The 22,040-nt window shown below is 37.0% G+C and carries 24 protein-coding genes, 1 tRNA gene, 1 other RNA gene and 2 pseudogenes; 17 read left to right on the forward strand and 11 right to left on the reverse strand.

Translation table 11 applies throughout. The features are described from left to right. Positions 1-32 precede the first annotated feature (32 nt). From MLC44_RS03005 to MLC44_RS03015, 3 genes are all read left to right on the forward strand, one after another. Entirely contained in the window at positions 33-1,286 is a 1,254-nt protein-coding gene (locus MLC44_RS03005) for a hypothetical protein (protein ID WP_418641058.1), read from the forward strand. Between the two features lie 98 nt (positions 1,287-1,384). Then, positions 1,385-1,501: a nucleotidyltransferase domain-containing protein gene (locus tag MLC44_RS03010; RefSeq protein WP_188109981.1), complete on the forward strand. Its 117-nt coding sequence runs from the start codon at positions 1,385-1,387 to the stop codon at positions 1,499-1,501. 7 nt (positions 1,502-1,508) lie between these two features. After that, on the forward strand, positions 1,509-2,468 hold the full coding sequence (locus tag MLC44_RS03015; protein ID WP_434637702.1) for an ABC transporter permease: 960 nt from the start codon (positions 1,509-1,511) through the stop codon (positions 2,466-2,468). A gap of 46 nt (positions 2,469-2,514) precedes the next feature. Here the strand turns inward: MLC44_RS03015 and nusA are convergent, their stop codons facing one another. After that, on the reverse strand, positions 2,515-3,651 hold the full coding sequence (nusA, locus tag MLC44_RS03020) for a transcription termination factor NusA (RefSeq protein ID WP_418641059.1): 1,137 nt from the start codon (positions 3,649-3,651) through the stop codon (positions 2,515-2,517). Between the two features lie 352 nt (positions 3,652-4,003). Between nusA and MLC44_RS03025 the strand changes: the two genes are divergently transcribed. The 9 genes from MLC44_RS03025 to MLC44_RS03065 are packed head-to-tail and all read left to right on the forward strand — an operon-like array spanning position 4,004 to position 9,547. Next, a complete protein-coding gene (locus MLC44_RS03025) occupies positions 4,004-4,249 on the forward strand; it encodes an HP0268 family nuclease (protein ID WP_151900953.1) in 246 nt (81 codons plus the stop codon). A gap of 10 nt (positions 4,250-4,259) precedes the next feature. Beyond that, positions 4,260-5,564, forward strand: coding sequence for a tRNA (N6-isopentenyl adenosine(37)-C2)-methylthiotransferase MiaB (miaB, locus tag MLC44_RS03030; protein ID WP_151900952.1), 1,305 nt, complete (start codon positions 4,260-4,262; stop codon positions 5,562-5,564). Continuing rightward, positions 5,557-6,180 (forward strand): lysophospholipid acyltransferase family protein, encoded by a 624-nt coding sequence (locus tag MLC44_RS03035; RefSeq protein ID WP_346389384.1) that lies wholly within the window; start codon positions 5,557-5,559, stop codon positions 6,178-6,180. The genes miaB and MLC44_RS03035 overlap by 8 nt, the downstream gene beginning before the upstream one ends. Continuing rightward, positions 6,170-6,625, forward strand: a complete 456-nt coding sequence (locus MLC44_RS03040; protein WP_346389385.1) for a hypothetical protein — start codon at positions 6,170-6,172, stop codon at positions 6,623-6,625. Before MLC44_RS03035 ends, MLC44_RS03040 begins: the two co-directional genes overlap by 11 nt. Further along, on the forward strand, positions 6,606-6,989 hold the full coding sequence (locus MLC44_RS03045) for a site-specific integrase (protein ID WP_434658440.1): 384 nt from the start codon (positions 6,606-6,608) through the stop codon (positions 6,987-6,989). The genes MLC44_RS03040 and MLC44_RS03045 overlap by 20 nt, the downstream gene beginning before the upstream one ends. A 2-nt stretch (positions 6,990-6,991) precedes the next feature. Next, positions 6,992-7,441 carry a tyrosine-type recombinase/integrase gene (locus tag MLC44_RS03050; RefSeq protein ID WP_434658908.1) on the forward strand — a complete coding sequence of 150 codons (450 nt, stop codon included), beginning with the start codon at positions 6,992-6,994 and terminating at the stop codon, positions 7,439-7,441. After that, positions 7,435-8,472 carry a hypothetical protein gene (locus MLC44_RS03055; protein WP_151900948.1) on the forward strand — a complete coding sequence of 346 codons (1,038 nt, stop codon included), beginning with the start codon at positions 7,435-7,437 and terminating at the stop codon, positions 8,470-8,472. The genes MLC44_RS03050 and MLC44_RS03055 overlap by 7 nt, the downstream gene beginning before the upstream one ends. Continuing rightward, positions 8,469-9,221 carry a hypothetical protein gene (locus MLC44_RS03060; RefSeq protein ID WP_434658442.1) on the forward strand — a complete coding sequence of 251 codons (753 nt, stop codon included), beginning with the start codon at positions 8,469-8,471 and terminating at the stop codon, positions 9,219-9,221. The genes MLC44_RS03055 and MLC44_RS03060 overlap by 4 nt, the downstream gene beginning before the upstream one ends. A gap of 11 nt (positions 9,222-9,232) precedes the next feature. Continuing rightward, positions 9,233-9,547 (forward strand): hypothetical protein, encoded by a 315-nt coding sequence (locus MLC44_RS03065; RefSeq protein WP_434658444.1) that lies wholly within the window; start codon positions 9,233-9,235, stop codon positions 9,545-9,547. Here the strand turns inward: MLC44_RS03065 and tilS are convergent. Further along, positions 9,493-10,485, reverse strand: coding sequence for a tRNA lysidine(34) synthetase TilS (tilS, locus tag MLC44_RS03070; protein ID WP_346389388.1), 993 nt, complete (start codon positions 10,483-10,485; stop codon positions 9,493-9,495). The genes MLC44_RS03065 and tilS overlap by 55 nt on opposite strands. Further along, on the reverse strand, positions 10,466-11,791 hold the full coding sequence (gene rimO / locus MLC44_RS03075; protein WP_434658446.1) for a 30S ribosomal protein S12 methylthiotransferase RimO: 1,326 nt from the start codon (positions 11,789-11,791) through the stop codon (positions 10,466-10,468). The genes tilS and rimO overlap by 20 nt, the downstream gene beginning before the upstream one ends. Positions 11,792-12,085: 294 nt before the next feature. Here rimO and MLC44_RS03080 point away from each other — a divergent pair. Continuing rightward, positions 12,086-13,179, forward strand: a pseudogene (locus MLC44_RS03080) (NAD(P)/FAD-dependent oxidoreductase). A 5-nt stretch (positions 13,180-13,184) separates the two neighbouring features. Here MLC44_RS03080 and MLC44_RS03085 read toward each other — a convergent pair. Beyond that, a complete protein-coding gene (locus MLC44_RS03085) occupies positions 13,185-13,562 on the reverse strand; it encodes a group III truncated hemoglobin (protein ID WP_434637715.1) in 378 nt (125 codons plus the stop codon). Positions 13,563-13,686: 124 nt separating this feature from the next. On the opposite strand from MLC44_RS03085, the pseudogene uvrB reads away from it, so the two are divergent. Both uvrB and MLC44_RS03095 read left to right on the forward strand, forming a co-directional pair. Then, a pseudogene (gene uvrB / locus MLC44_RS03090) lies at positions 13,687-15,668 on the forward strand (excinuclease ABC subunit UvrB). 123 nt (positions 15,669-15,791) lie between these two features. Beyond that, the gene (locus MLC44_RS03095) at positions 15,792-16,352 is read left to right on the forward strand and encodes a DedA family protein (protein WP_151900942.1); all 561 of its coding nucleotides are present in this window, start codon (positions 15,792-15,794) and stop codon (positions 16,350-16,352) included. A gap of 37 nt (positions 16,353-16,389) precedes the next feature. Here MLC44_RS03095 and pckA read toward each other — a convergent pair whose 3' ends face one another. Further along, on the reverse strand, positions 16,390-17,979 hold the full coding sequence (gene pckA, locus MLC44_RS03100) for a phosphoenolpyruvate carboxykinase (ATP) (RefSeq protein WP_151900941.1): 1,590 nt from the start codon (positions 17,977-17,979) through the stop codon (positions 16,390-16,392). A 208-nt stretch (positions 17,980-18,187) separates the two neighbouring features. On the opposite strand from pckA, the gene MLC44_RS03105 reads away from it, so the two are divergent. Next, a tRNA-Val gene (locus MLC44_RS03105) sits at positions 18,188-18,262 on the forward strand. 101 nt (positions 18,263-18,363) lie between these two features. Further along, positions 18,364-19,047 (forward strand): hypothetical protein, encoded by a 684-nt coding sequence (locus MLC44_RS03110; RefSeq protein WP_434581193.1) that lies wholly within the window; start codon positions 18,364-18,366, stop codon positions 19,045-19,047. A 5-nt stretch (positions 19,048-19,052) separates the two neighbouring features. Here the strand turns inward: MLC44_RS03110 and MLC44_RS03115 are convergent, their stop codons facing one another. From MLC44_RS03115 to ssrA, 6 genes are all read right to left on the reverse strand, one after another. After that, positions 19,053-19,385: a SprT-like domain-containing protein gene (locus MLC44_RS03115; protein ID WP_230973257.1), complete on the reverse strand. Its 333-nt coding sequence runs from the start codon at positions 19,383-19,385 to the stop codon at positions 19,053-19,055. Between the two features lie 283 nt (positions 19,386-19,668). Next, the gene (locus tag MLC44_RS03120) at positions 19,669-19,881 is read right to left on the reverse strand and encodes a hypothetical protein (protein WP_434658448.1); all 213 of its coding nucleotides are present in this window, start codon (positions 19,879-19,881) and stop codon (positions 19,669-19,671) included. After that, positions 19,874-20,182 (reverse strand): nucleotidyltransferase family protein, encoded by a 309-nt coding sequence (locus MLC44_RS03125; protein ID WP_434581196.1) that lies wholly within the window; start codon positions 20,180-20,182, stop codon positions 19,874-19,876. Before MLC44_RS03125 ends, MLC44_RS03120 begins: the two co-directional genes overlap by 8 nt. 403 nt (positions 20,183-20,585) lie before the next feature. Beyond that, positions 20,586-20,948 (reverse strand): transcriptional regulator, encoded by a 363-nt coding sequence (locus tag MLC44_RS03130; RefSeq protein WP_418641066.1) that lies wholly within the window; start codon positions 20,946-20,948, stop codon positions 20,586-20,588. Position 20,949: 1 nt separating this feature from the next. Beyond that, the gene (locus MLC44_RS03135; protein WP_418641067.1) at positions 20,950-21,285 is read right to left on the reverse strand and encodes a toxin-antitoxin system TumE family protein; all 336 of its coding nucleotides are present in this window, start codon (positions 21,283-21,285) and stop codon (positions 20,950-20,952) included. A gap of 301 nt (positions 21,286-21,586) precedes the next feature. Continuing rightward, positions 21,587-21,963: a transfer-messenger RNA gene (gene ssrA, locus MLC44_RS03140) on the reverse strand. Between the last annotated feature and the right edge of the window lie 77 nt (positions 21,964-22,040).

The following is a 22,040-nucleotide window of genomic DNA, read 5'->3' on the forward strand; positions in this document are numbered from 1 at the left end:
CCGTGAAATTTGTAAAAGGATAAGGAGAAAATATGAAATTTACAAAAATGAGTTTGGTGGCAGCGCTGCTAATAGGTTCAAGTGCGTTTGCAATTGAAAACACAAAAGTTAGTGGTGATGCTAACTTGTTTTATGAAACAACTGATGCGGGAAGCAATTCTTTTTTTGATAAAGACAACAGTTCAGCAGATGCCTCAATCAACCTAAATGTTACAACTGATTTAGTAAAAAATTCGACTGTGGCAATTAGTGCTGGTGCAGGTTATACAGTACTTACAACATTAGGTTTAGAGCAAAACCTTGTAAGCAGTGTATGGGGTGGTGCACATGGGATTACTCCTAATACATCAAGTCGCGGTGCACATGTAAATACTCCTAACTGGATGAATGAAGCATGGATTGCAGCAACTGCTGGAAAAACTACAGTAAAACTTGGGCGTATGGAATTAGATACACCATTAGCATTTACAGAAACATGGTCTATTGAAAAAAATACTTTTGAAGCGGCTGTAGTTATTAATCAAGATCTTCCAGACACTACGTTAGTAGGTGCATATGTAGGTAACGGAAATGGTACAGAAAGTCTTGGTGGATCATCTTTGGCAGCAGGTCCAATTGCAACAGCACCTTTAGTAAATGAAGGTGGTAAGTTTGATACATATGGTAAATCAGGAGCATATGCTGTTGGTGTTATAAATAATTCATTTAAACCATTAACTGCACAAGCGTGGTACTACAGTGTTACTGCAGTTGCAGATGCTTATTGGTTACAAGCTGATTTAGATGCTAGCGGCTTAGGTGTAGCAGGTCTTACTGTAGGTGCACAATATTCTAATATTAAATCTGTAGCAAGTGGAGCAAAAGCTGATGATGTATATGCTTTACAGGTAGGGTACGAAATGAAAGATCTTTTTGCTGCAAGTTTGTCTTTCTCATCAGTAAACAAAGGTGGTTCAATCGGTTATGCCGGTTTCAATACTGCAACAGCAGCAACAACTGCACAAACAAAACTTTACACAGAAGTATGGTGGAACTATGGACAGGTTACTATGAGTGATACTGATTCAATCCACTTAACAGTTACATCACCTGTACAGGGTTTATTTGATTTAGGTGTTTATTATACAGATGTTAACCATAAAGCAACTGGTAGTCAAGATCTTAAAGAACTTACAGTAACTGCTGGCAAATCATTTGGACCATTAGATGCAACATTAGTATTTATTAATACAGATGCAGCAACAAATGACAATATAGTACAAGCATATTTAACTTTAAACTTCTAGTCTAAACTTTTCTAGCTCCCTTTCGGGAGTTAGTCTTTTCTCCTCTTCTTCAAAAAAACTAACAAAGATATTTTTTTAACTTATGATATAATATCTTTATGGCAAAAATTAATGAAATAGAATTTGCATATCTGTTTGGCTCCTATGCAAAAAATAATCAAACAGAGAGTAGTGATATAAGACAATACTCTGAATATATACGAAAGGGTTTATAGCAGAGATATGACACTTTTTATGAAAAAAACAGCCTATATCCTTTTTATGTTACTGCTCATCTCAATCATTTCTTTTTTAGCTATTCACGCTGCACCAAACAGTTTTTTTGGAGCGGGAGAATTGAATCCGAATATGACGAAAGAGGCAATAGAAAAACTAAAAGCTGTGTATGGACTGGACAAGTCACTTCTTGAGCAGTATATTTCTTGGGTGAAAAACATTACTATGCTTAATTTTGGCATATCATTTGTAAGTGGTCAGGATGTAAGTTCTGAGATACTCAAACGCCTGCCTGTAACTCTGTGGATGAACAGTATCTCTTTGGTTGTTGTTTTCATGCTATCTTTATATCTGGGTATCGAAGCAGCACTCTCGTATGAAAAAAAGAGCGACTATATTATTCGTCAAATATCTTTAGTCTCTTTTTCTATGCCCTCATTTTATCTTGCATTGATTTTTATTATTCTTTTTGCCATAAAACTTGAATGGTTTCCTATAGCGGGACTTCATTCGATTGAAGCAAAAGAGGGTTTTGCAAATTATACAGATATGGCATGGCATGTGACTTTGCCAGTGTCGGTAATGATTTTTACAGGCTTGGGAAGTATGATAATTTATATCCGGTCACTGACTCTGGAGATACTCAAAAGTGATTATTACTTTTTTGCACGTGCCCGTGGCTTAGAAAAAAAAGAGCTGTTACGATATTATATTTTACCAAATTTGATGCCACCTGTTATAACTCTGTTGGGGCTTTCTTTGCCCGGACTCATCGGTGGGAGTGTTATTTTGGAGTCTATTTTCGGTATAGAGGGGATGGGACAGCTTTTTTACATCTCGGCATTATCACGAGACTATCCCATCATTATGGGGATTTTAATGATAACCGCATTGTTGACACTTGTGGGGAATATGTTGGCAGATCTACTTTTGTTGAAATTAAATCCTTATATGAATAGAACATAAGTAAGCAGGAACAGCCGGCACTAATGCACCGGTTCCAAAAACTTTTCTAGCTAAAAAGTGCCTCCAACGCATCAACACTCTCTTTTTTCTCTTCTACGGTACCGTCTTCATTTGTAGTGACAGCATCATTTTCTACAAGTTCTATCTGTAAACCTGTGAGCATTGAAGCCAGACGGATGTTGATACCGCTTTTTCCGATTGCCTTGCTTTTTTGGTCGGCAGGCAGTGTAATGATGGCTTTTTCATTTTCGCCCTCTTCGTTTTTGACAATTTCTACATGAGAGATGATAGCCGGACTCATTGTACGTGATACAAAAAGTTCAGGAATGGTTGTATACTCTATACAGTCAATGTTTTCACCAATCAACTCTTGGCTTACCGCATTGATACGCACACCCTTGACACCGACTGTTGCACCGACAGCATCCACTTGCGGGTGTGTGCTTATAAGAGCGATTTTTGCTCTCTCACCCGGAATACGGGCTGACTTTTCTATGATGACCGAACCCTCTGCAATTTCTGGCACTTCAAGTTCCAAGAGTGCTTCTAAAAATTTTGGACTTGTCCGAGAAAGTTCGATTTGCATCCCGTTTTCTTTGTCCATATTTACACGCCTTACAACCGCTTTTATGTGATCACCCACTTCAAATATTTCGCCTTTTATACGGCTTTTCATTGGTAAAACTGCACGAATTTCATCCACTTCGATGTATGTGTTGTTTTGTGCATCAACACGTGTAACACGACCGCTGACAAGTGTACCTACTTTGGATTTGTATTTGTTATAAATTTCATCTTCCACAAGTCGTTGTATATGGTACTCTATTTCACGGTGAAGTTGTGAAGCGGCTGTTCTGCCATAGTCCTCAAGGTCATGGTCAATTTGGAGTTGATCTCCGATTTCTACCTGATCATCATACTCTTTTGCTTCGGTAAGTGAAATATATGCGGGAGCAATCTCTTCATCCTGGAGTTTTTCATCATTATCAGCAACAACTGTGATTGTCTGAATAATTTTTAAATTTTTTGTATCTTCATCAACATCTGCTTCAAAAGCAAAGTTTTGTCCGATTACACGTTTTGCAGTTTGTACAAAAGCAGTTTTCAGTGCTTCCATTACTTTTTCAGGTTGTAAACCCTTTTCATGACCGATTGCTTCGGCTATATCTAAAATTTTTTCCATAGGTATTTCCTTAGTATTTTTAAGAAATCTGACATTGATAATTGCTATGACGGGGGATTTCTTAATTGAAGTATATAATTGTATCCAAAATCTACTAAAAATAGCTTTAACCCAATTTTTAGTAGATTTTGAGTATAATCCAAAACTTTTATGAGTTATAAAAAGCCGCAATGCGGCGTGGACTTCCTGTCGAAGGAAACCTGTGCGCTGTAAGTGAAGCGAGGAAGTACCCTCGGGGTATTAACGCAGTCAAAGGAATCAAGGTACCCCATGAGGGTATATTTTCTTTGGCATGTAAATAGGGAATAAAAAGGTTCCCTTGAATGTATAGAATAAATTAAAGGAATAAGTAATGGATTTGAAATTTGCAAGAACTGATTTAGAAGCAAAACCGAAAAAAGTTGATTTAGCTAAATTGGATGCAGAAGTAGAAAAAAATGAGAGTATAATATTTTATTTTGACAGAGAAAATTCACATAAAGATTTACTCGAACTGCAAGACCATTACGAAGCAATGGGAAAAAGTTTTTATATGAGTGAAGTAAAGTACGGATTGTCAGACAATGACTACATGTACCAAGTTCACATCATGAGCTAAAGAGCAGTTTATGAGTAAAAAGTTATTTATTGAAACCTTGGGTTGTGCTATGAACTCTCGTGACTCTGAACATATGATAGCACAGTTACGCGAAAAAGAGGGGTATGAAACGACACAGACCCTTGAAGAGGCCGACCTTATTTTGATAAATACCTGTTCTGTGAGAGAGCGTCCTGTTCATAAGCTTTTCTCCGAGCTCGGCGGTTTTAACAAACGAAAAAAACCTTCGGCTAAAATCGGTGTATGCGGATGTACCGCTTCTCATCTCGGTGAAGAGATTATAAAACGGGCACCCTATGTTAATTTTGTTCTGGGTGCAAGAAATGTTTCTAAAATCGGTGAAGTTTTACATAAAGACAAAGCTGTGGAAATAGACATAAATTATGATGAGAGTGAATTTGCTTTTGATGATTTTAGAACATCCCCCTATAAAGCATATATCAACATTTCAATAGGCTGTGACAAGCGGTGTACATTTTGTATTGTTCCAAAAACACGCGGAGATGAAATTTCGATTCCTGATGATTTGATTATAAATGAAGCAAAACGCGCAGTCAGCAACGGTGCAAAAGAAGTATTTTTACTCGGGCAAAATGTCAACAATTACGGGCGCCGTTTTTCATCAAGTGAACATGAAAAGGTAAATTTTACGGAATTATTGCGAAGACTTTCAAAAATAGAGGGCCTGGAACGTATCCGTTTTACTTCACCGCACCCTTTTCATATGGATGATGAATTTATAGAAGAATTTGCCAAAAATCCTAAAATCTGCAAATCTATGCATATGCCACTGCAAAGCGGTTCAAGCAAAGTGCTCAAAGATATGAAACGCGGGTACACAAAAGAGTGGTTCTTAAACCGTGTGCAAAAACTGCGCGCAGAGTGTCCTGATGTAAGTATATCAACGGACATCATAGTCGCCTTTCCCGGTGAGAGTGATGAAGATTTTGCAGATACAATTGATGTGATGAAACAGGTAAAGTTTGATCAGATTTTTTCATTCAAATATTCTCCTCGTCCTGAAACAGAAGCACAGCATTTTACAAATACGGTAGATGAAGAAGTAGCTTCAGAGAGACTTTCGTATCTGCAATCATTGCATAATGAACTTTTAGATGAGATCAATGCAAAGTATTTGGGACAAACTTTTCGTGTTTATTTTGAAAATCTAAATAAAGATAATTTTGTTTCAGGCAGAAGTGATAATAACCTCGTAATCAAAGTCAAAGGGAGCGAAGAGTTGTTAGGAGAGTTTAGAGATGTTAAAATTACTTCTATCGGCAGAACAATTTTAACAGGCGAAGTCGTTGCTTAAGAAGATAAGCCGTTCTCTTGCACTTTACCTCCTTCCCTTTACAGGCTCTTTGCTTATAAAACTACTCTACCTTACAAATAAAAAAGTTTTTCATGCGCCTGCAACACTTGGTGAAGAGAACTTCATAATGGCTTGCTGGCACGGGGAACTTTTGATGATTCCCTATGCCTATTTACACTACAGAAAAACTCCTCATGTAAAACTTATAATTTCAGATCATTTTGATGGCACACTCATCGCAAAAACACTCAGTTATTTTGGTTTTAAAACGATTCGGGGTTCAAGCAGACGCAATGCTGCAAGAGCGCTTTTGCAAGGGATAAAGGCTTTAAAAGAGGGATATGACCTGGGCATTACCCCGGATGGGCCAAAAGGCCCACGGCATGAGGTTGCTGACGGGATCATCGTCATGGCACAAAAAGCAGATGTGAAAATTACCCTTGTAGAGATCAAACCGAGCAGTTACTGGCAGCTGAATTCATGGGATAAGTTTGTAATTCCCAAACCTTTTGGTACAATTACCTATTATATAAGTGATTTGCTGGATATAAAAGGGCTTGAACTTGAAGAGGCCAGAGACTTGATTAAAAAGGGGTTACTCAAACATGAACAATAAATTTTTTTTTCCGGCTTTGGCTGCTCTTTTTTTAGTAATTATGGGTATCTACTTTTTGGTCAATCCCTCTTATGAAAAGTCCATAGAAGCGAAATATTATTATGAGATTGGTGATTATGAAGAAGCCTATAAACGTGCCAATGAGGCCTTCAGCCTAGACATATACAACCGCATGGCTGCAACAATAATGGCACAGTCCAAAACTTCCATAAAGTATAAAAAATACATAGATCAGGCAAAAGAGTATATGACTGAGATTAATCTTATAGCAGCTAAAGAGACCATAAGTGATGCGGACAGAGCCAAAATAAAACTGATGAGTGAGATAATGGTGGATTCTTATAAAAAACTTGCTCCAAGCGTAATTACAGATAAAAAGTTAGTACGTGAAGCAGCAAAATATTATAAAGATTTTGAGAAGCTTCTTGAAAAAGTCAATAGATAAATACAAAAAAGATTTTCTCACCTCCCTGGAAGAGCACAGAGGCTATTCAGATTTAACGATAAAAACCTATGCAGATGTTCTGAGTGAAGCATTCGGATACATAGAGACAGTGGAGGAAAACGGGCATACCGTTTTAAATTTGATGCCTTACAGGATTTTCATCGCTGGTTTAAATGCAAAAACAATTAGTAAAAAATTAAGCGCTGTTCGAAGTTTTGTTGCATTTGTACAAGAACAGGGTTTACATGTAACCTTGCAGGCGGATGAGAGTATAAAGGTTGCAAAGACACTGCCAAAGCCCATCTCTCATGAACATATTTTGGAAGCTTTGCAAAAGTGTGATTTAAAAGAAAAACTGCTGTGAGTATGTTCTATACTGTGGGGTTGCGTATTTCTGAGCTTGCATCATTGGAACTGGAAAATATTTCGGGTGAATGGATACGGGTTACAGGAAAAGGTAATAAACAAAGAGATATACCGCTTCTCAAATCCACAAGAACACTCATTGATGAATATTTGTCAACTTTTGTGCTAAAAAAATTTCTTTTTGAAAAAAATGGCGAAAGATTAAGCGAAAATAGTCTAAGATATATGATAACTAAAATATTTAAGCGTGTAGCCTTGAAAGTCACACCCCACCAGCTTCGTCACTCTTATGCCTCCTCTTTGTTAAACGGAGGTGCACCGATAGTGGATGTCAGTGAACTGTTGGGACATGCATCCATGGCAACAACGCAGATATATACAAAATTAGGCAGTGCATTGAAACAACAAAATTACAACAAAGCACACCCCTTAGGGGAGAACGAGTGCTGAGCAGATTACTGGAATCTTTTTACCTTAAAGTCCTGGTGAATATTGTTGTCCAAAAAGAGAGTACCCTGGTTCATATAGAATTATATGGAAAAAAAGGAGTAATCGATGAAGTAAACTCTGAATTTCAAACAACCTCTCTCACTACACAAATGTATGATTTTATTTCTGAATACACAAAAGAGTCTCCCTATTTTTACATAGCTGTTTTAGATACATCTTTGGTGCAGGGAGCTCTTCCTTCATGTGAAAAAAACAAGTTGGACCATTATTTTGATTTGTCTATGTCAAAATACAAATGCTTTGAGAACAGATGGACTTTTTATACTGCAAAAAATGATATTTATGAGATAGAACGCAAATATGAAGATATTGGTGTTGATATGATATTTTCTCCTTTTGTTCTTTTGGCAAATTTTTTTCAGGATAAAATTAATGGAAATCTTGCAATGTATGTTCTTGTTCAAAACAATGTAATTTCTGTGGCTATTTTTGAACATTCAAATCTTCTTTATGCAGAACATCTGGATATGATTGCATCTGATGAAGCTGAAGATATTACACTTCATGAAGGAATAGATGAAGATATTGATACAAATCTTGATCTGGACCTTGATGAGGGCATTGATTTGGAAGATATAGATGTTGATGAGAATGACTTGGATTCTTTAGATGATTTTGGTGATATTGAAGATCTGGATTCGATTGAGGACATCGATGAGTTTTCCGAAAGTAAAGATGTTGAAGAAGAACTGTTTGAGAGTGAGAATGCGTTGCCTGAAGATGAACAAAACGAATCTTTTAATGAAGACTATCAGCGGTTTACACTCATTCAGTTGGCTGTTTCACATTTTTACAAAGATGAAAAATATGAAAGCAGATTTGTAGAGAATGTCTATATTGCCGATGGTACAGGGGTGACAAACGATTTAAAAAAGTATCTTGAAGAAGAGATGTTCTTTAATGTTTATGTAAGACAGGCTGATCTTGGAGCCGAGTTATGTGAACTCACAAAGCTGGAGCTTGGTTTATGAAATACAGCTATATAAAACCAAGAAAAAAGACGCCTCTGACACCGGAATTGCAAATAGTGTTCACTTTTTTTGCGATGACACTGTTAATGCTTCTTGCAACATATTCGTTTTTGCTTTATAAAGATTATACATTCATACAGGATAAGCAATCAATCATAGAACACAAAAAAGAACTTGAAGCCAGTATCAGTCATATGCAGAATCAAATAAACTTTATTCAAAAGCAAAAGGCTTTAGCAGAAAAAGTATTTACACAAAATATGGTATTAAAAGATTCTATCGCAAACCTGTTTGACCTGGTACCGCAACGCATCACGCTTTCACGGGCACAACTTTTAAAAAACGGTTTGATACTGTATGGTATAACACCAAACAAAGATGTCTATAATTTTATGCTCCAGGCGCCATTACGTTCAATATTTCATAAAACATACAGCAGTTTTTATCCTGCAAAGAATGGTTGGCTTATGTTTGTATCGACAAACTATATGGATGAATCACAGACAGAGAGGTTAGAAGTGAAAATTAAAATTTCCCGTCACTATTTATATATTTTACTGATATCTGTTTTTCTGTTTCTGTTTGTGCTTGTTTTTTCTTTTGGACTGCTTATTCCTAAGGGAAAAGAGTATCGCCAATCCAGGCTTGAGCTGCGAAAAGAGAATGCAGAGTTGCGTAAATATCAGGATTTTTATGACAAAACCTCAAAACACTCAAAGATTTACAGAGTAAGAACAGACATATTATAACTGCATTTGATATGACATTTAACCCTGACAGGTTTGAAAAAAAATATAAAACTTTTTTTTCATCCTTACATGTAATGAAAGTGGAGCGCTCAAAAGATGAAGAGGGTTTTGCAACATATGAAGTCAATACAACATCCAAAATCAGTTCACCAAAAAATTTCTATAATTTTTTGGATGCACTCAACAAGGCTGACTGGATTATAGGCGTTAATTTTCCTATAGATTTTAAGCGTGAGGGAGAAATGATAAAGTCATCATTCACAATGAAAGTTTATACCAATAACAAAGATAAAAATTCTACTGCTTCCGGGTCTGTGAGTAAATAGCCCCGTAATTTCGGTTCTACATGTAAAGAACGCATTCTTTCTTTAAAATTTTTTGGCATATTGACGGGTTTTATATAGGGTGCAATCAAAATATACTCTGCCATCATCGTCACCACATACTTTCTGCCTATGACTAAACTGTCTTGAATTTGTAGCAATTTTTTTTCTTCGCCACTCATGAGATGATTGATTGATTTGAGATATTTGTCAATATGATAGATGTCATTTCTTCTTGTAGGTGTTTTTTTAAAGCAGGCGAGTTCATTTATCTTTTGCAAGGAAGTACTCTGTATCAAATCCCTTACATCCGCATCCATGTAGGCAAAACTTTTTTTGATACCCTGTGCATATTTTTGTAAGAGAGGGTTTGTGTAGTTGTGCCGAAAAATGTTGCGTGTATACTTTTCGTCCGCATTACTTGCATCTTCAAAATATCTAATGTTGTTTCCATGCAAATATTCAAGAAGTTCCTCTTTGTTTACATGTAACAGTGGTCTGTAAAGCATATAGCCGTTGCGCTGTGTTTTTTCCTGCATGCCGGCAAGTTCTGCACAACCGGCACCTTTGCAAAACTGCATAAGCATCCATTCAAACCTGTCTCCCAAATGATGGGCTGTGAGGAGGGTGTCGTAACTATTCTGCTGTATAAGAGATTCAAAAAAATCATAGCGAATTTGTCTGGCATTGGCTTCAAAATTAGTTGTAATTTTTTGTGCGTGATGGACATTACATGTAAAGCCGTACTCTTTTGCCAAGGCTTTTGCATAGACTACCTCTTCTTTGCTTTGTTCTCTTATTCCGTAATCAACAATAGCAATATCAAATTTGATGTCATTTTCCAAAAGAAGAAAGAGCAGGGCAGTAGAGTCGCCTCCGGCAGAAAATGCCAGCAGGTTTTTTGTTGTTTGTAAGGCCTTTTTAGTCTTGCTTTTGAGCATTGTCTACGGTTGCTGTAAGAATATTTCCGACTAGCTCGGTAATTTTAGCAGAATAAATCTTGCCAAAATCCAAATCTTCATCAAGCGTTCTGTCATTGACATAAATTTCACCGTCAATCTCCGGTGCCCAGATAAGTTCTCTTGCGCTTAAAAGATACTCATGTTCATCACTCTCCCCGTCTATGACGATTTGTGTGGTTTTGCCGACCTCTTTTTGAAGAGATTTTTTTGTGCACTCTGCTGCAATATCACCAAGAATCTGTGCACGCTCGGCTTTGACTTTTTCTGAGATTTTATCTTGCATATCATGGGCTGAAGTCGTCTCTTCGTCAGAATAGGAAAAAACATTGATGCGGTCAAAGCCGAAATTTTGTGCAAAATTACACATCTCATCAAACATTGCCTCTGTTTCATGCGGATGTCCGACGATGAAACTTGTGCGTACAAAAGAGTCTGGCAGGCTTCTCATGTAGTTCAGCAGTTCGAGTGTTTTTTCTTTGCCGAATCCGCGTTTCATAATACGCAGCATCTCATCGTTAATGTGCTGGATAGGCATATCAAAATAGTTGTGAAACACTTTGCTTTTTGCAATATTTTTCAGAAGTTTCATGCTTGTAGTTGAAGGGTAGAGATAGAGAATTCTCGCAGATTTGACACCCTCAATCAGTTCAATTCTCTGAATAAGCAGAGAAAGTCCGTCTTTGATATTTTGGTCACGCAGATAAGAACTTGAATCCTGTGAAACAAAAGAGAAATCCCAGTAGCCTTTTTTGACAAGTCCTTCAACTTCCTTGGCGATAGAATCTAAATTACGCGAGTTTAATTTACCTTTAAAAGAGGGAATCGCACAAAAACTGCATGTCTGATTACACCCTTCTGAGAGTTTGATGTAGGCATGGTATGTAGAACCTGTTACAACACGCTCAGCACCGTCAATAAGGTATACTTCATCAGAAAAACGGCTCTTTTTCTCAACCAAAAGCTCATCAATTTTGTCATAATCACCCACACCGGTAAAAATATCAACCTCGGGAATCTGCTCCGTCAACTCCTCTTGATAGCGCTCGCTCAGGCAGCCTGCCATCACAAGAAGTGAATCCTCTTTTCGTGCATCATGCAGAGAAAGCACGGTATTGATTGATTCTTCTTTTGCCGCGTCAATAAAACCGCAGGTATTGACAATAATGACATCGGCTTCTTCATTGTTGTCTGTGAGTTCAAAATTTTGTAGTTTTCCCATCATCACTTCTGTATCGACCAGGTTTTTGGTACATCCGAGTGAAACTATGTGGAGTTTGTTGCTCATATCTCTTCTTTGTATTGTATTTGCTTCATGGCAATTTAAAATTCATTTTCTGAATGGCTTTTTTGAAACCCGTACTTTAATGCCCTCTTGGAACCGGTACTTCAGTGCCGGCTGTTGCAATAGTCTTGCCACTCTCAGCCCGGACTGAAGTCCGCGTTCCAAAAAAGCTGCTTCATTTAAGGCAATAAGATCAAAATTGATTTTAAATTACGATATATTTGTGTAATTATACCGTATAATTAGTCTATGAAAAACTATGATGTAATTATTCTTGGTGCCGGGGCGAGTGGACTGATGTGTGCAGGCAGTCTGAGTAAAAAAATGAGCATTGCTATAATCGAGGGCAATGAAAAAGCTGCCAAGAAACTCAAAATTTCCGGTGGAGGTAAATGTAATATTACCAATGTCAGTGTGCAGACAAATAATTTTGACGGGGAAGAGAGATTACTCTCAGCAGCCTTTAAACGATTCACGAAAGATGATTTATTGGACTTTTTGGACAGAAACAGGGTAGCGTTGGAACTGAAAAAGGACGCTACTATTTTTGTAAAAATTCTTCGGATGATATTATCAATGTATTGAAAAAAAATGCAAAAAACAGTGAAATTATTTTGAACAACAAAGTGTTACATGTAAGCAAATCAGAAGATTTTTTTACAGTTACGACAGACAAAAACAAATACACGGCAAAAAAAGTTGTTGTAGCCACCGGTGGAGAAAGTTTTCAAACGCTTGGTGCAAGTGATGTAGGGTTGCAAATTGCAAAAAGCTTTGGTGTCGGTGTGAAAGAATTTACGCCTGCACTTGTCGGGCTTACACTGCAAAAAGAGCAGTTTTGGATGAAAGAGCTCAGCGGGCTGAGCTGCTATGTACATGTAAAGGTGGCAGATAAAATGCTCAAAGAAGAGATGCTTTTTGCGCATAAAGGCATTAGCGGTCCTGCCATACTTTCTGCTTCACTCTATTGGAAAAAAGGGGAAATAAGCATAGACTTTTTGCCCAATAAAAATATTTTAGATTTGGTGCAAAAGAGTAAAAAACTGGTGAGTTCACTCATCCCCTTGCCAAAAAGACTTGCAAAAGCTCTTTTGTCCGCGATAGATTTTAAAGACAAAGAGTGTACAAAACTGAGCAAACATGACAAAGAGGCATTAAAAACATTGCACAATTATACCTTTGCTCCTGCGGGAAATTTTGGTTTTAGCAAAGCGGAGGTAAGCAGAGGCGGTGTTTTGGCAGATGAGCTTACATATAATGGCTTGGAATCAAAAAAAGTAAAAGGTCTCTATTTTATAGGCGAAGTTGTAGATGTAACGGGCGAACTCGGGGGCTATAATTTTCAGTGGGCATTTTCAAGTGCCTACAGTTGTGCTAAATTTATAAAATAAAAAATTTAAAGTTTCAATTGTTTCATAAAATTATTTGCAATCATTTCACCTCTGATCTTAAAAATATCTGCGGCTTTTTTTTCATACAGTCTGTCTATAGTTTCTGAAAAAAGTTCCAGCCATCTTTGAAAACTCTCTTTGTTAAGTCCGGGCATATCCAAGTGCGGTGTTATGGGGGTACCGTTATAACTGTTGTCGCCTGTTGTCATCGCTGCCCAAAAGTCTGTCAGAAGATTAAGATGATGCTGCCATTCATCCGAAATCATCTCATCCCCAAGTTTTTCAATAAAAAAATCAGCGATAAGGTCGTCTTTGAGTACACTGCTGTAAAAGCGGTCAACCATAACGCGAATGTTTTTTTTCGTAATAGTTTGGTATTGCATAAAACCTCGTTTGTCTGTTTTGTATAAAATTATATTATATAATAGCAGAGGTTTACTTGATATAAATCAATCAGAAATACATTATAATCTTTGATGTTTCTTTCATTTGGCTATAATTCCATTAATGAAAAAGAAACCAGAATTTAAAGTAGTATCACCCTATGAACCGGCGGGTGATCAACCGACAGCTATAAAAAAACTCTCTGACTCCATACTGAAAGGGAATCGCTATCAGACACTTGAAGGGGTCACGGGGAGCGGAAAAACCCATACGATGGCACGCGTTATAGAAAATGTAAAAATGCCGACTATCATTATGACACATAATAAAACGCTTGCCGCACAGCTTTACTCAGAATTTCGTCAGTTTTTTCCAAACAATCATGTCGAATATTTTGTTTCTTATTATGATTACTATCAGCCTGAAGCCTACATCCCGCGTCAGGATCTTTTTATAGAAAAAGATTCCGCTATCAATGATGAACTTGAACGTCTTCGACTTTCCGCTACGGCAAATCTGCTTTCGTATGATGATGTTATCGTCATCGCCTCTGTTTCTGCAAACTATGGTTTGGGAGATCCTGAGGAGTACCAAAACATGGTGCAGTCTTTGGCCGTCGGTGATGAAATAGCGCAGAAGAAACTGCTTTTGCGTTTGGTGGAAATGGGATATTCCCGAAATGACAGCTATTTTGACAGCGGGCATATTCGCGTGAACGGAGAAAGCATAGATATCTATCCGCCGTATTTTGAACAAGAAGCAATCCGTGTCGAATTTTTCGGTGATGAAATAGAGGCAATTTATACCTTTGATGTTATCGACAACAAACGTCTCGAAGAGCATAAAAGTGTTACTGTTTATGCGACTTCACAGTTTAGTGTTTCTCAGGAAAAAATGGCTGTGGCTGTCAAACGCATAGAAGAAGAGCTTGATGAACGTTTGGCATATTTTCAAAAAGAGGGAAAATTAGTCGAGTATCAAAGACTCAAACAGCGTGTCGAATTTGACCTGGAGATGTTACAGACAACCGGAATGTGCAAGGGTATTGAAAACTATTCAAGACTTTTGACAAATAAAAAACCGGGAGAAGCCCCTTTTACATTGCTTGATTATTTTGAACAAAACCATAAAGAGTATCTTGTTATCGTAGATGAATCCCATGTTTCACTGCCACAGTATCGAGGAATGTATGCAGGAGACAGAGCAAGAAAAGAGGTGCTTGTCGATTATGGCTTTCGCCTGCCGTCAGCCCTCGACAACCGTCCGCTAAAGGCAGAAGAGTATATAAACAAAGCACCGTATTATCTTTTTGTTTCAGCAACGCCTTCTGAATATGAGTTGGAAATGTCGGCAGTCAAAGCGGAACAGATTATCCGTCCCACAGGACTGCTTGACCCTGTTATAGAGATAAAGCCCTCAGACAATCAGGTAGAAGATATCCATGATGAGATTAAAAAGACCATTGTCAAAGACGAACGTGTTTTAATTACGGTTTTGACGAAAAAAATGGCAGAAGCTTTGACAAAATATTTGGCGGATTTGGGCATTAAAGTACAGTATATGCACTCAGATATTGACACAATCGAGCGAAACCAAATTATTCGTTCATTGCGCTTGGGTGAGTTTGACGTGCTTATAGGAATCAACCTTTGCGTGAAGGTCTGGATCTGCCGGAGGTTTCTCTGGTGGCAATTTTGGATGCGGACAAAGAGGGGTTTTTACGAAGTGAAACGGCGCTTGTACAGACTATAGGACGCGGAGCGAGAAATGAAAACGGTCGGGTCATTCTGTATGCAAACAAAATGACAGGCTCCATGCAAAGAGCCATAGACAAAACAAATGCAAGACGGGCAATTCAGGAAGCGTATAACAAGAAGCATGGCATAACGCCAAAAACAACAAAACGGGCCCTGGATGAAAATCTTAAAGTTGAAGATCATGGCGGGCTCTACCAAAAATACAAAAAACAGGATAAAATACCGCCAAGTGAAAGAAAAGCAATGATAAAAGAGCTTTCCTTAAAAATGAAAGAGGCTGCCCGTGAGCTAAATTTTGAAGAAGCGGCACGACTGCGTGATGAAATCACAAAAATTAAAAAACTTTAGATTTGCTTTTTGGAACCCGTATTTCAGTGCGGGCTTTGTGTCTTTCAAGATTCAAGACTGGGTTACAAAAAAATATAGCAATTTAGAAAGCAAAAAGCAATAAATAAGGAGTAACAATAAAATATGGAAGATACATTCAGTAATTTGGCAACATACGGGTATATAGGACTTTTTTTATACTCTTTAGGCGGCGGATTCATCGGACTTGTAGCAGCAGGTGTTTTGAGTTTTATGGGGAAGATGGATTTGACACTTTCAATCAGTATTGCCTTTTTGGGCAATGCGCTTGGAGATGTTTTACTTTTTTGGCTGACAAGATACCAGAAGTCTATGATGGTTGAGGGGCTGCGAAAGCACAGACGTAAACTCGCACTTGCACATATACTTATAAAAAAACATGGGGATTGGGTTATTTTTATTCAAAAGTTTATATACGGTTTAAAAACTGTCGTACCGATTGCAATAGCATTGACAAAATATGACTTTAAAAAGTTTGCAATATTAAATATTTTTGCAGCTGCTGTGTGGGCTTTGGCATTTGGTCTGAGCAGTTACTACTTCGGGGCTGTTTTGAGTAAGTTTGCCCTGTATATTAATGATAACAAATGGATAGCCCCTGTGATTTTACTTACTATCGGCGGAGCAGTTTGGATCTATCTGGAAAAGGCTACGAAAAAAAAGTAGCTTGAAAGAGAGTAAGAGTAAAAAGCCAAAAAGCTTTTTACTTTTCTACCTTGGGACCTGCTGCAGAGAAGTCAAATTCGCTGTCGGCATCCTGGTATCTTTTAAAGTTTTCCACAAACATATCTGCAAGTTTGTCGCGGGTTGCGTCAAAGGCCTCTTTGTCTTCCCAGGCATTTCTGGGGTTTAAAAGGTCAGGGTTGATATCTCCCAGTGTTTTAGGTACCTGCAGTCTGAATGTCTCTGTCGTATCAAATTCACTTTCATTGATGGTACCGTCAAGTATGGCATTGATGCATGCGCGGGTGTCTTTTAAACTCATACGTTTGCCGACACCGTATCCTCCACCGGTCCAACCTGTGTTGACAAGGTAAACATTTACATTGTGTTTGTCAATTTTTTCGCCGAGAAGTTTGGCATACACTGTAGGATGCAGCGTCATAAATGCTTCACCGAAACATGCAGAGAACGTTGCAACCGGCTCGGTAATACCACGTTCTGTTCCGGCAACTTTTGCAGTGTATCCGCTGAGGAAGTAGTACATTGCCTGTTCTCGGGTCAGTTTTGAAACCGGAGGCAGTACACCAAACGCATCGGCAGAGAGAAAGATAATGTTTTCAGGGTGTCCTGCCATTAAATCAGGCTTGTGGTTTTTTATGTGTTCAATAGGATAAGAAACACGGGTGTTTTCGGTTTTGGAACCGTCATCATAGTCAACTTCACCGTCATCATGCATAACAACATTTTCCAAAAGTGCATCTTTTTTGATTGCACCGTAAATTTCAGGTTCACTTTTTGCGTCAAGGTTAATGACTTTTGCATAACATCCCCCCTCAAAGTTAAAGACGCCGTAATCATCCCAACCATGTTCGTCATCACCGATGAGGGCACGTTTTGGATCTGTTGAAAGTGTTGTTTTTCCGGTTCCGCTCAGTCCAAAAAACAGAGCAGTGTCTCCGCGTTCTCCAACATTTGCAGAACAGTGCATGGAGAGTTTTCCGTCAAGCGGCAGCCAGTAGTTCATCATTGAAAAAATACCTTTTTTCAACTCACCGCCATACCAGGTACCACCGATTATAGCCATGTTTCTTTCGATATCAAAGAGAACAAAAACTTCAGAGTTCATGCCGTGTTCTTTCCATTTGTCATTGACAGCTTTACAGGCATTTAAAACAGTAAAATCAGATTTAAATGATGCAAGTTCGGAAGGAGTGGGGCGAATAAACATATTTTTAACAAAATGAGACTGCCAGGCAATCTCTGTCACAAAACGAATAGATTTTTTTGAAGCGGGACTTGCGCCACTGTATACATCAGTCACATAAAGATTTTTCCCAGAAAGCTGTTCACGGGAAAGATCCAGAAGCTCATTGAAAATTTCTTCACTGATTTTTTGGTTGACATCTCCCCATGCTATGTATTTATTAGATGGTTCACGGTCAACAAAATATTTGTCTTTGGGTGAACGGCCTGTAAATATACCTGTATCTACAGCAGTTGCACCTGTTTTGGTTTTTCTTACTTCACCATTTTCAAGTTCATGCTTGATTAATTCATCATAGTCAAGGTTATGATAAATTTTTCCGACATTTTTAAGTCCTAAATCTTCTAATTCTTTTGTTATGCTCATAGTTTACCTTGTGGTATATGTAATAATTGATACTTTTTAGCAGTGTATCATCTCTAGAGCGAAATTATACTACTTCTAAACATAAATTAAAAGTAAAATAGATTGTTTTTCAAAATATTATAGAAAAGAAAAAGATATTCGCAAAAAGTTTGAAAAAGAAAATTGGTTTAAGGATTTTTTGGTAGAATTTTACTCTTCATTTACTACAGCTCGATTAACTCAGTGGTAGAGTACTACCTCGACAAGGTAGGAGTCACTGGTTCAAATCCAGTATCGAGCACCATCATAACAAAATTTATAAAAAAATCACATATTTGTTACTTAAGTTCCATTGCTTTTTATTTCAAAAGATGTATAATCATAAAAAACAGACAGGAGTATACAATGGAAAGAAAAATTATAATCGAAGGTGATATTTCTATAGTAAGTCTGAGCAATGTCGGGACTTTTGAGGAATTTAATTTAGAAAACGAAGAAATCAACGAAGAATCAGAAATAAAAAGCATTATGGAAGAGATTGATGCTTATGCGCAAAGCGGTGAGCTTGATGCTGTAACTGACGTATGTACATATAAAGTCATGAACGGTGAGGAGATTGAGTATCTTGCATGTGCTGATGAAGAGAGTGAAGAGAAAGAAATTTCAATGGAGAGTTTTAAACTGGTCAATCAAACACTCAAACCTATTAAAAACCTCTTAACAAAGGCATGCAAGGGCGATATAATATATCTAAGAAAAGAGCAGGGAAAAGCAAATATAATGCTGAGTCTTGAAATAAACAACAGCGATGAGGCTATGAGCTTTTCCTATTTTGACTGCAGTACAGACCTGGATGAGTATGATTTATTGCGTGAGAGTTACTATGATGTAGTCTGTGATACTTTTTTACCAGAATCCCTGGCAACACAGGAGAATAAAGCTACTGTAGAAAATTTTGTTTTTGAACCGCAGATTATTTACGGGGAACTGTATAAAGTCATAGAAAATGAAGAGGGGCTGAAATCTTTACAAAAAATAGAATTTCCAGGATATTATTTTCAAGATGCCCAAAGAGATATTGACGAATAGGGAGATTATTTAAAGGGCATTTTTGACATGATAATCTCTTTTTGATCTACATAGCGCCTGCAGTTTTTTCCTCCCAGACTTTTACAGGTTTCTTGCCAAAGTCTGGAGTGCCCATCATTTCTTACAGCATTTTGATGGAGTTTAAAAAGAAGAGCATGGGCATATTCATGAGGGATTACATCCGAAATCATATAAGGCATACTCTCCTGCATTACCTTTTTGTTTAAAAATATCTTTATCTTTCCGTTTTTGTAAGAGGTCAGACCATAAAGTCTTCCCGGCACTTTATCTGTAATAATAATTGGAAACCTGTAAATGAAACCAAAATTGTCCTGCATGTGTTGTAAAACATCCTGCTCTTTTGCCTGTATTTGATTGATATATGTTTGTGGAAGAGGATTGTGCTTAAATTGATAGCTTTGGTAGGAGTTGAAAATGAGAATACTCCCAAAAATAAAGATGACAGCTATAAAAATGTATTCAAGTTTTTTACCAAAGATGTTGCAGTCCTGTTTGGTGGAGCTGTGCGGAATCGAACCATTTCAAAAATAAGCCTCTTTATGAACTAGCTTTAAAAAAGTGGTATATATTGTTGTGCACAAGTTTTTTTACTATCCTTTTTTATGCTAATTTTGAAAGTATCTCGTTACTATGAGATTGTTTTAGTTTGTTAAACTGTTCAGCTATGGCAGTCAGATGCATAAGTATCGCAGCTCTGTAAATTACCACATCTTCTAGCGCTTTGACAACTCCTCCTGCTTTTTTAACAGTTTGTTCAATGTAGTCTATTTTTTCAATTATGAGATAAACTTTGCTTATAGACTCTTTAGACATAAATTGCTCTATCGATGATGAACTTTTTAGCAGTTTTTCCCATCCCTGTACTATCAGCTAAATCAACTTTTATGCCAAATGCTTGAGTGAGTTCATTTTGTATCTCTTGTATGCGGGATATTGCACCAAAACCATACCTGCTGACAAATTCAGGCTTTGCTTCTACAAGAATATCTATATCGCTATTCTTATCAGCTTCATCACGAGAGTAAGAGCCAAAGAGCGCTTTGATGACAAACCCCTCTTTTTCATACTCTGATTTAACATTTTTTAAGTATGATAATATTTGGCTTTTCTCCATGAACTGCACCTATATTTTTTTTAAATTATACTACATAATTACTTATTTAATTTATTAATTTTCATAAGACTGTTCTGCAAAAATTGAGAGTTGTTTTCGACCAAGGAAAAATTTGAACCATTTGGATGAACAGGCATCCCTTCATTTAGGTATTTATAATAGGTTTTTAGTGGGATTAAAAAATTGTTGGATGGTAGAACTATGCGGAATCGATTATATCCTATTTTACGGACTTCTAAAGGCTTCTAAAACTATTAATTCCCCAAATAATCCCCTGAAAATCACTTTGACGGTTCAAGATACAAGGTAGTTATCTAAAGTATGAAAACCCCTAAAATAGGAGTTATCTGAGTTGTCTGATAGTTTTTTACTTTTTATCTTCTTGTTTAAAAAAGAAAAAAGCTTATGCTGCATCAAGCCCAAACTCTACATGAAAATTTGTAGCTTTTACTTCTGGCACTAACGCATTGTTTTCTTTGTGTAATTCTACTATACCATATCTTTGTAATGTCTTTAGAGTTCTTGAGAGATTTGATTTTGCACGACCTGTCAGACTCTCTAGCTCTTTTAGTGATTTTGGATTATTGGTTAAGATTACCTGTAATAATTCCTGATTTTCACTAGACAATATTTGAGCTAACGATTTAATAGACTCAAACCAAATTTTTGGTTCATCTTTTTTAGGTTTATAGATACCTTTAGCTATTTTAATAGTTCTTTGTTTATACTGTTTTTTTGACATAATGCCAACTTTTATAGTTTTCATCTTAGTTATTCTCCATATAATAATCTACACTCTTCCAAAAATCTTCTAAAAGTTGTGAAGCTGATTCAAACTCATAAGCTACTATATCCATCTGTTTATGAATATGATCATAAGTCTCTTTGTTAGCTCCGTATTTTTTAGATGATTTAAAACTATGTGCATTGTCATACCCAATAACTCTGTGATTATTTTTATCATGCAGAGTTAATGAATACCTGATACCATGAGGTATTGTTTTACTTGGTTCTATTTGATAAGCCTCAAACTTTACCCAATACCCACTATCCATAGGAAAAACTTCACCATGTAAGTTAAGTAAGTTTTCTAAATCATCCACTTTGTTCCTTTTGTTATCATCTAATGATAATATTATATTATATAAACTATACTTAATTTTCTGTTTTTTTGTTTAATTTAACAAAATAAAAAGGATCTTGAATAAATAGATCTAAATATTATCCTCTGGTGAATATTCAATAGTATTAGCCATCATACATCTTTTTTATTTTGATTTGTATCTGTTTTACCAGATATACTTTTAATATGTTTGTTGGATGTGCGGTTGAATGGGCGCAATAGATTAAGATAGACTATTTAGGAATTTTATAGACTTTGTTGGATTGACTTGGATGGAATGTTGGTGGAGCTGTGCGGAATCGAACCGCAGTCCGAAACCTGGCTACTCCCAACGTCTACATGCTTAGAAAGGTTGTTTAATCTCGTCTTGCTTCACACAACCTGCAAAGCTACGCAAGACCAAGTCTCAAGGATTCATCTTGAGCTGAGACAGACTCAAGATATATCTAAATGAAGGGTTATACTTCGAGTCCTGCTTATTTAGAATCCACAGGTGAAGCAGCCCGCCTCTTTAAGAGGGGTTAAAACTTAAGCTACTGCTAAAGCTGGGCGATAATTTGTATTGTTTGCGTTTAAGCAATTGTGAGCCGTCTAACGGAATGCTCAGTCCGACATGCAGTTGGGAGCCACCAGATCCCGTCGAAACCAGGTCAGCCCCATATTTATTACTTATTTTAAAAGTAATAATATATTATACCAAATATATTTGTTAATTTGTAAATAGTAGGATGCTTT

Origin of the sequence: Sulfurimonas sp. NW9, assembly GCF_051132275.1 — a bacterium.
Lineage (GTDB): Bacteria > Campylobacterota > Campylobacteria > Campylobacterales > Sulfurimonadaceae > Sulfurimonas > Sulfurimonas hydrogeniphila.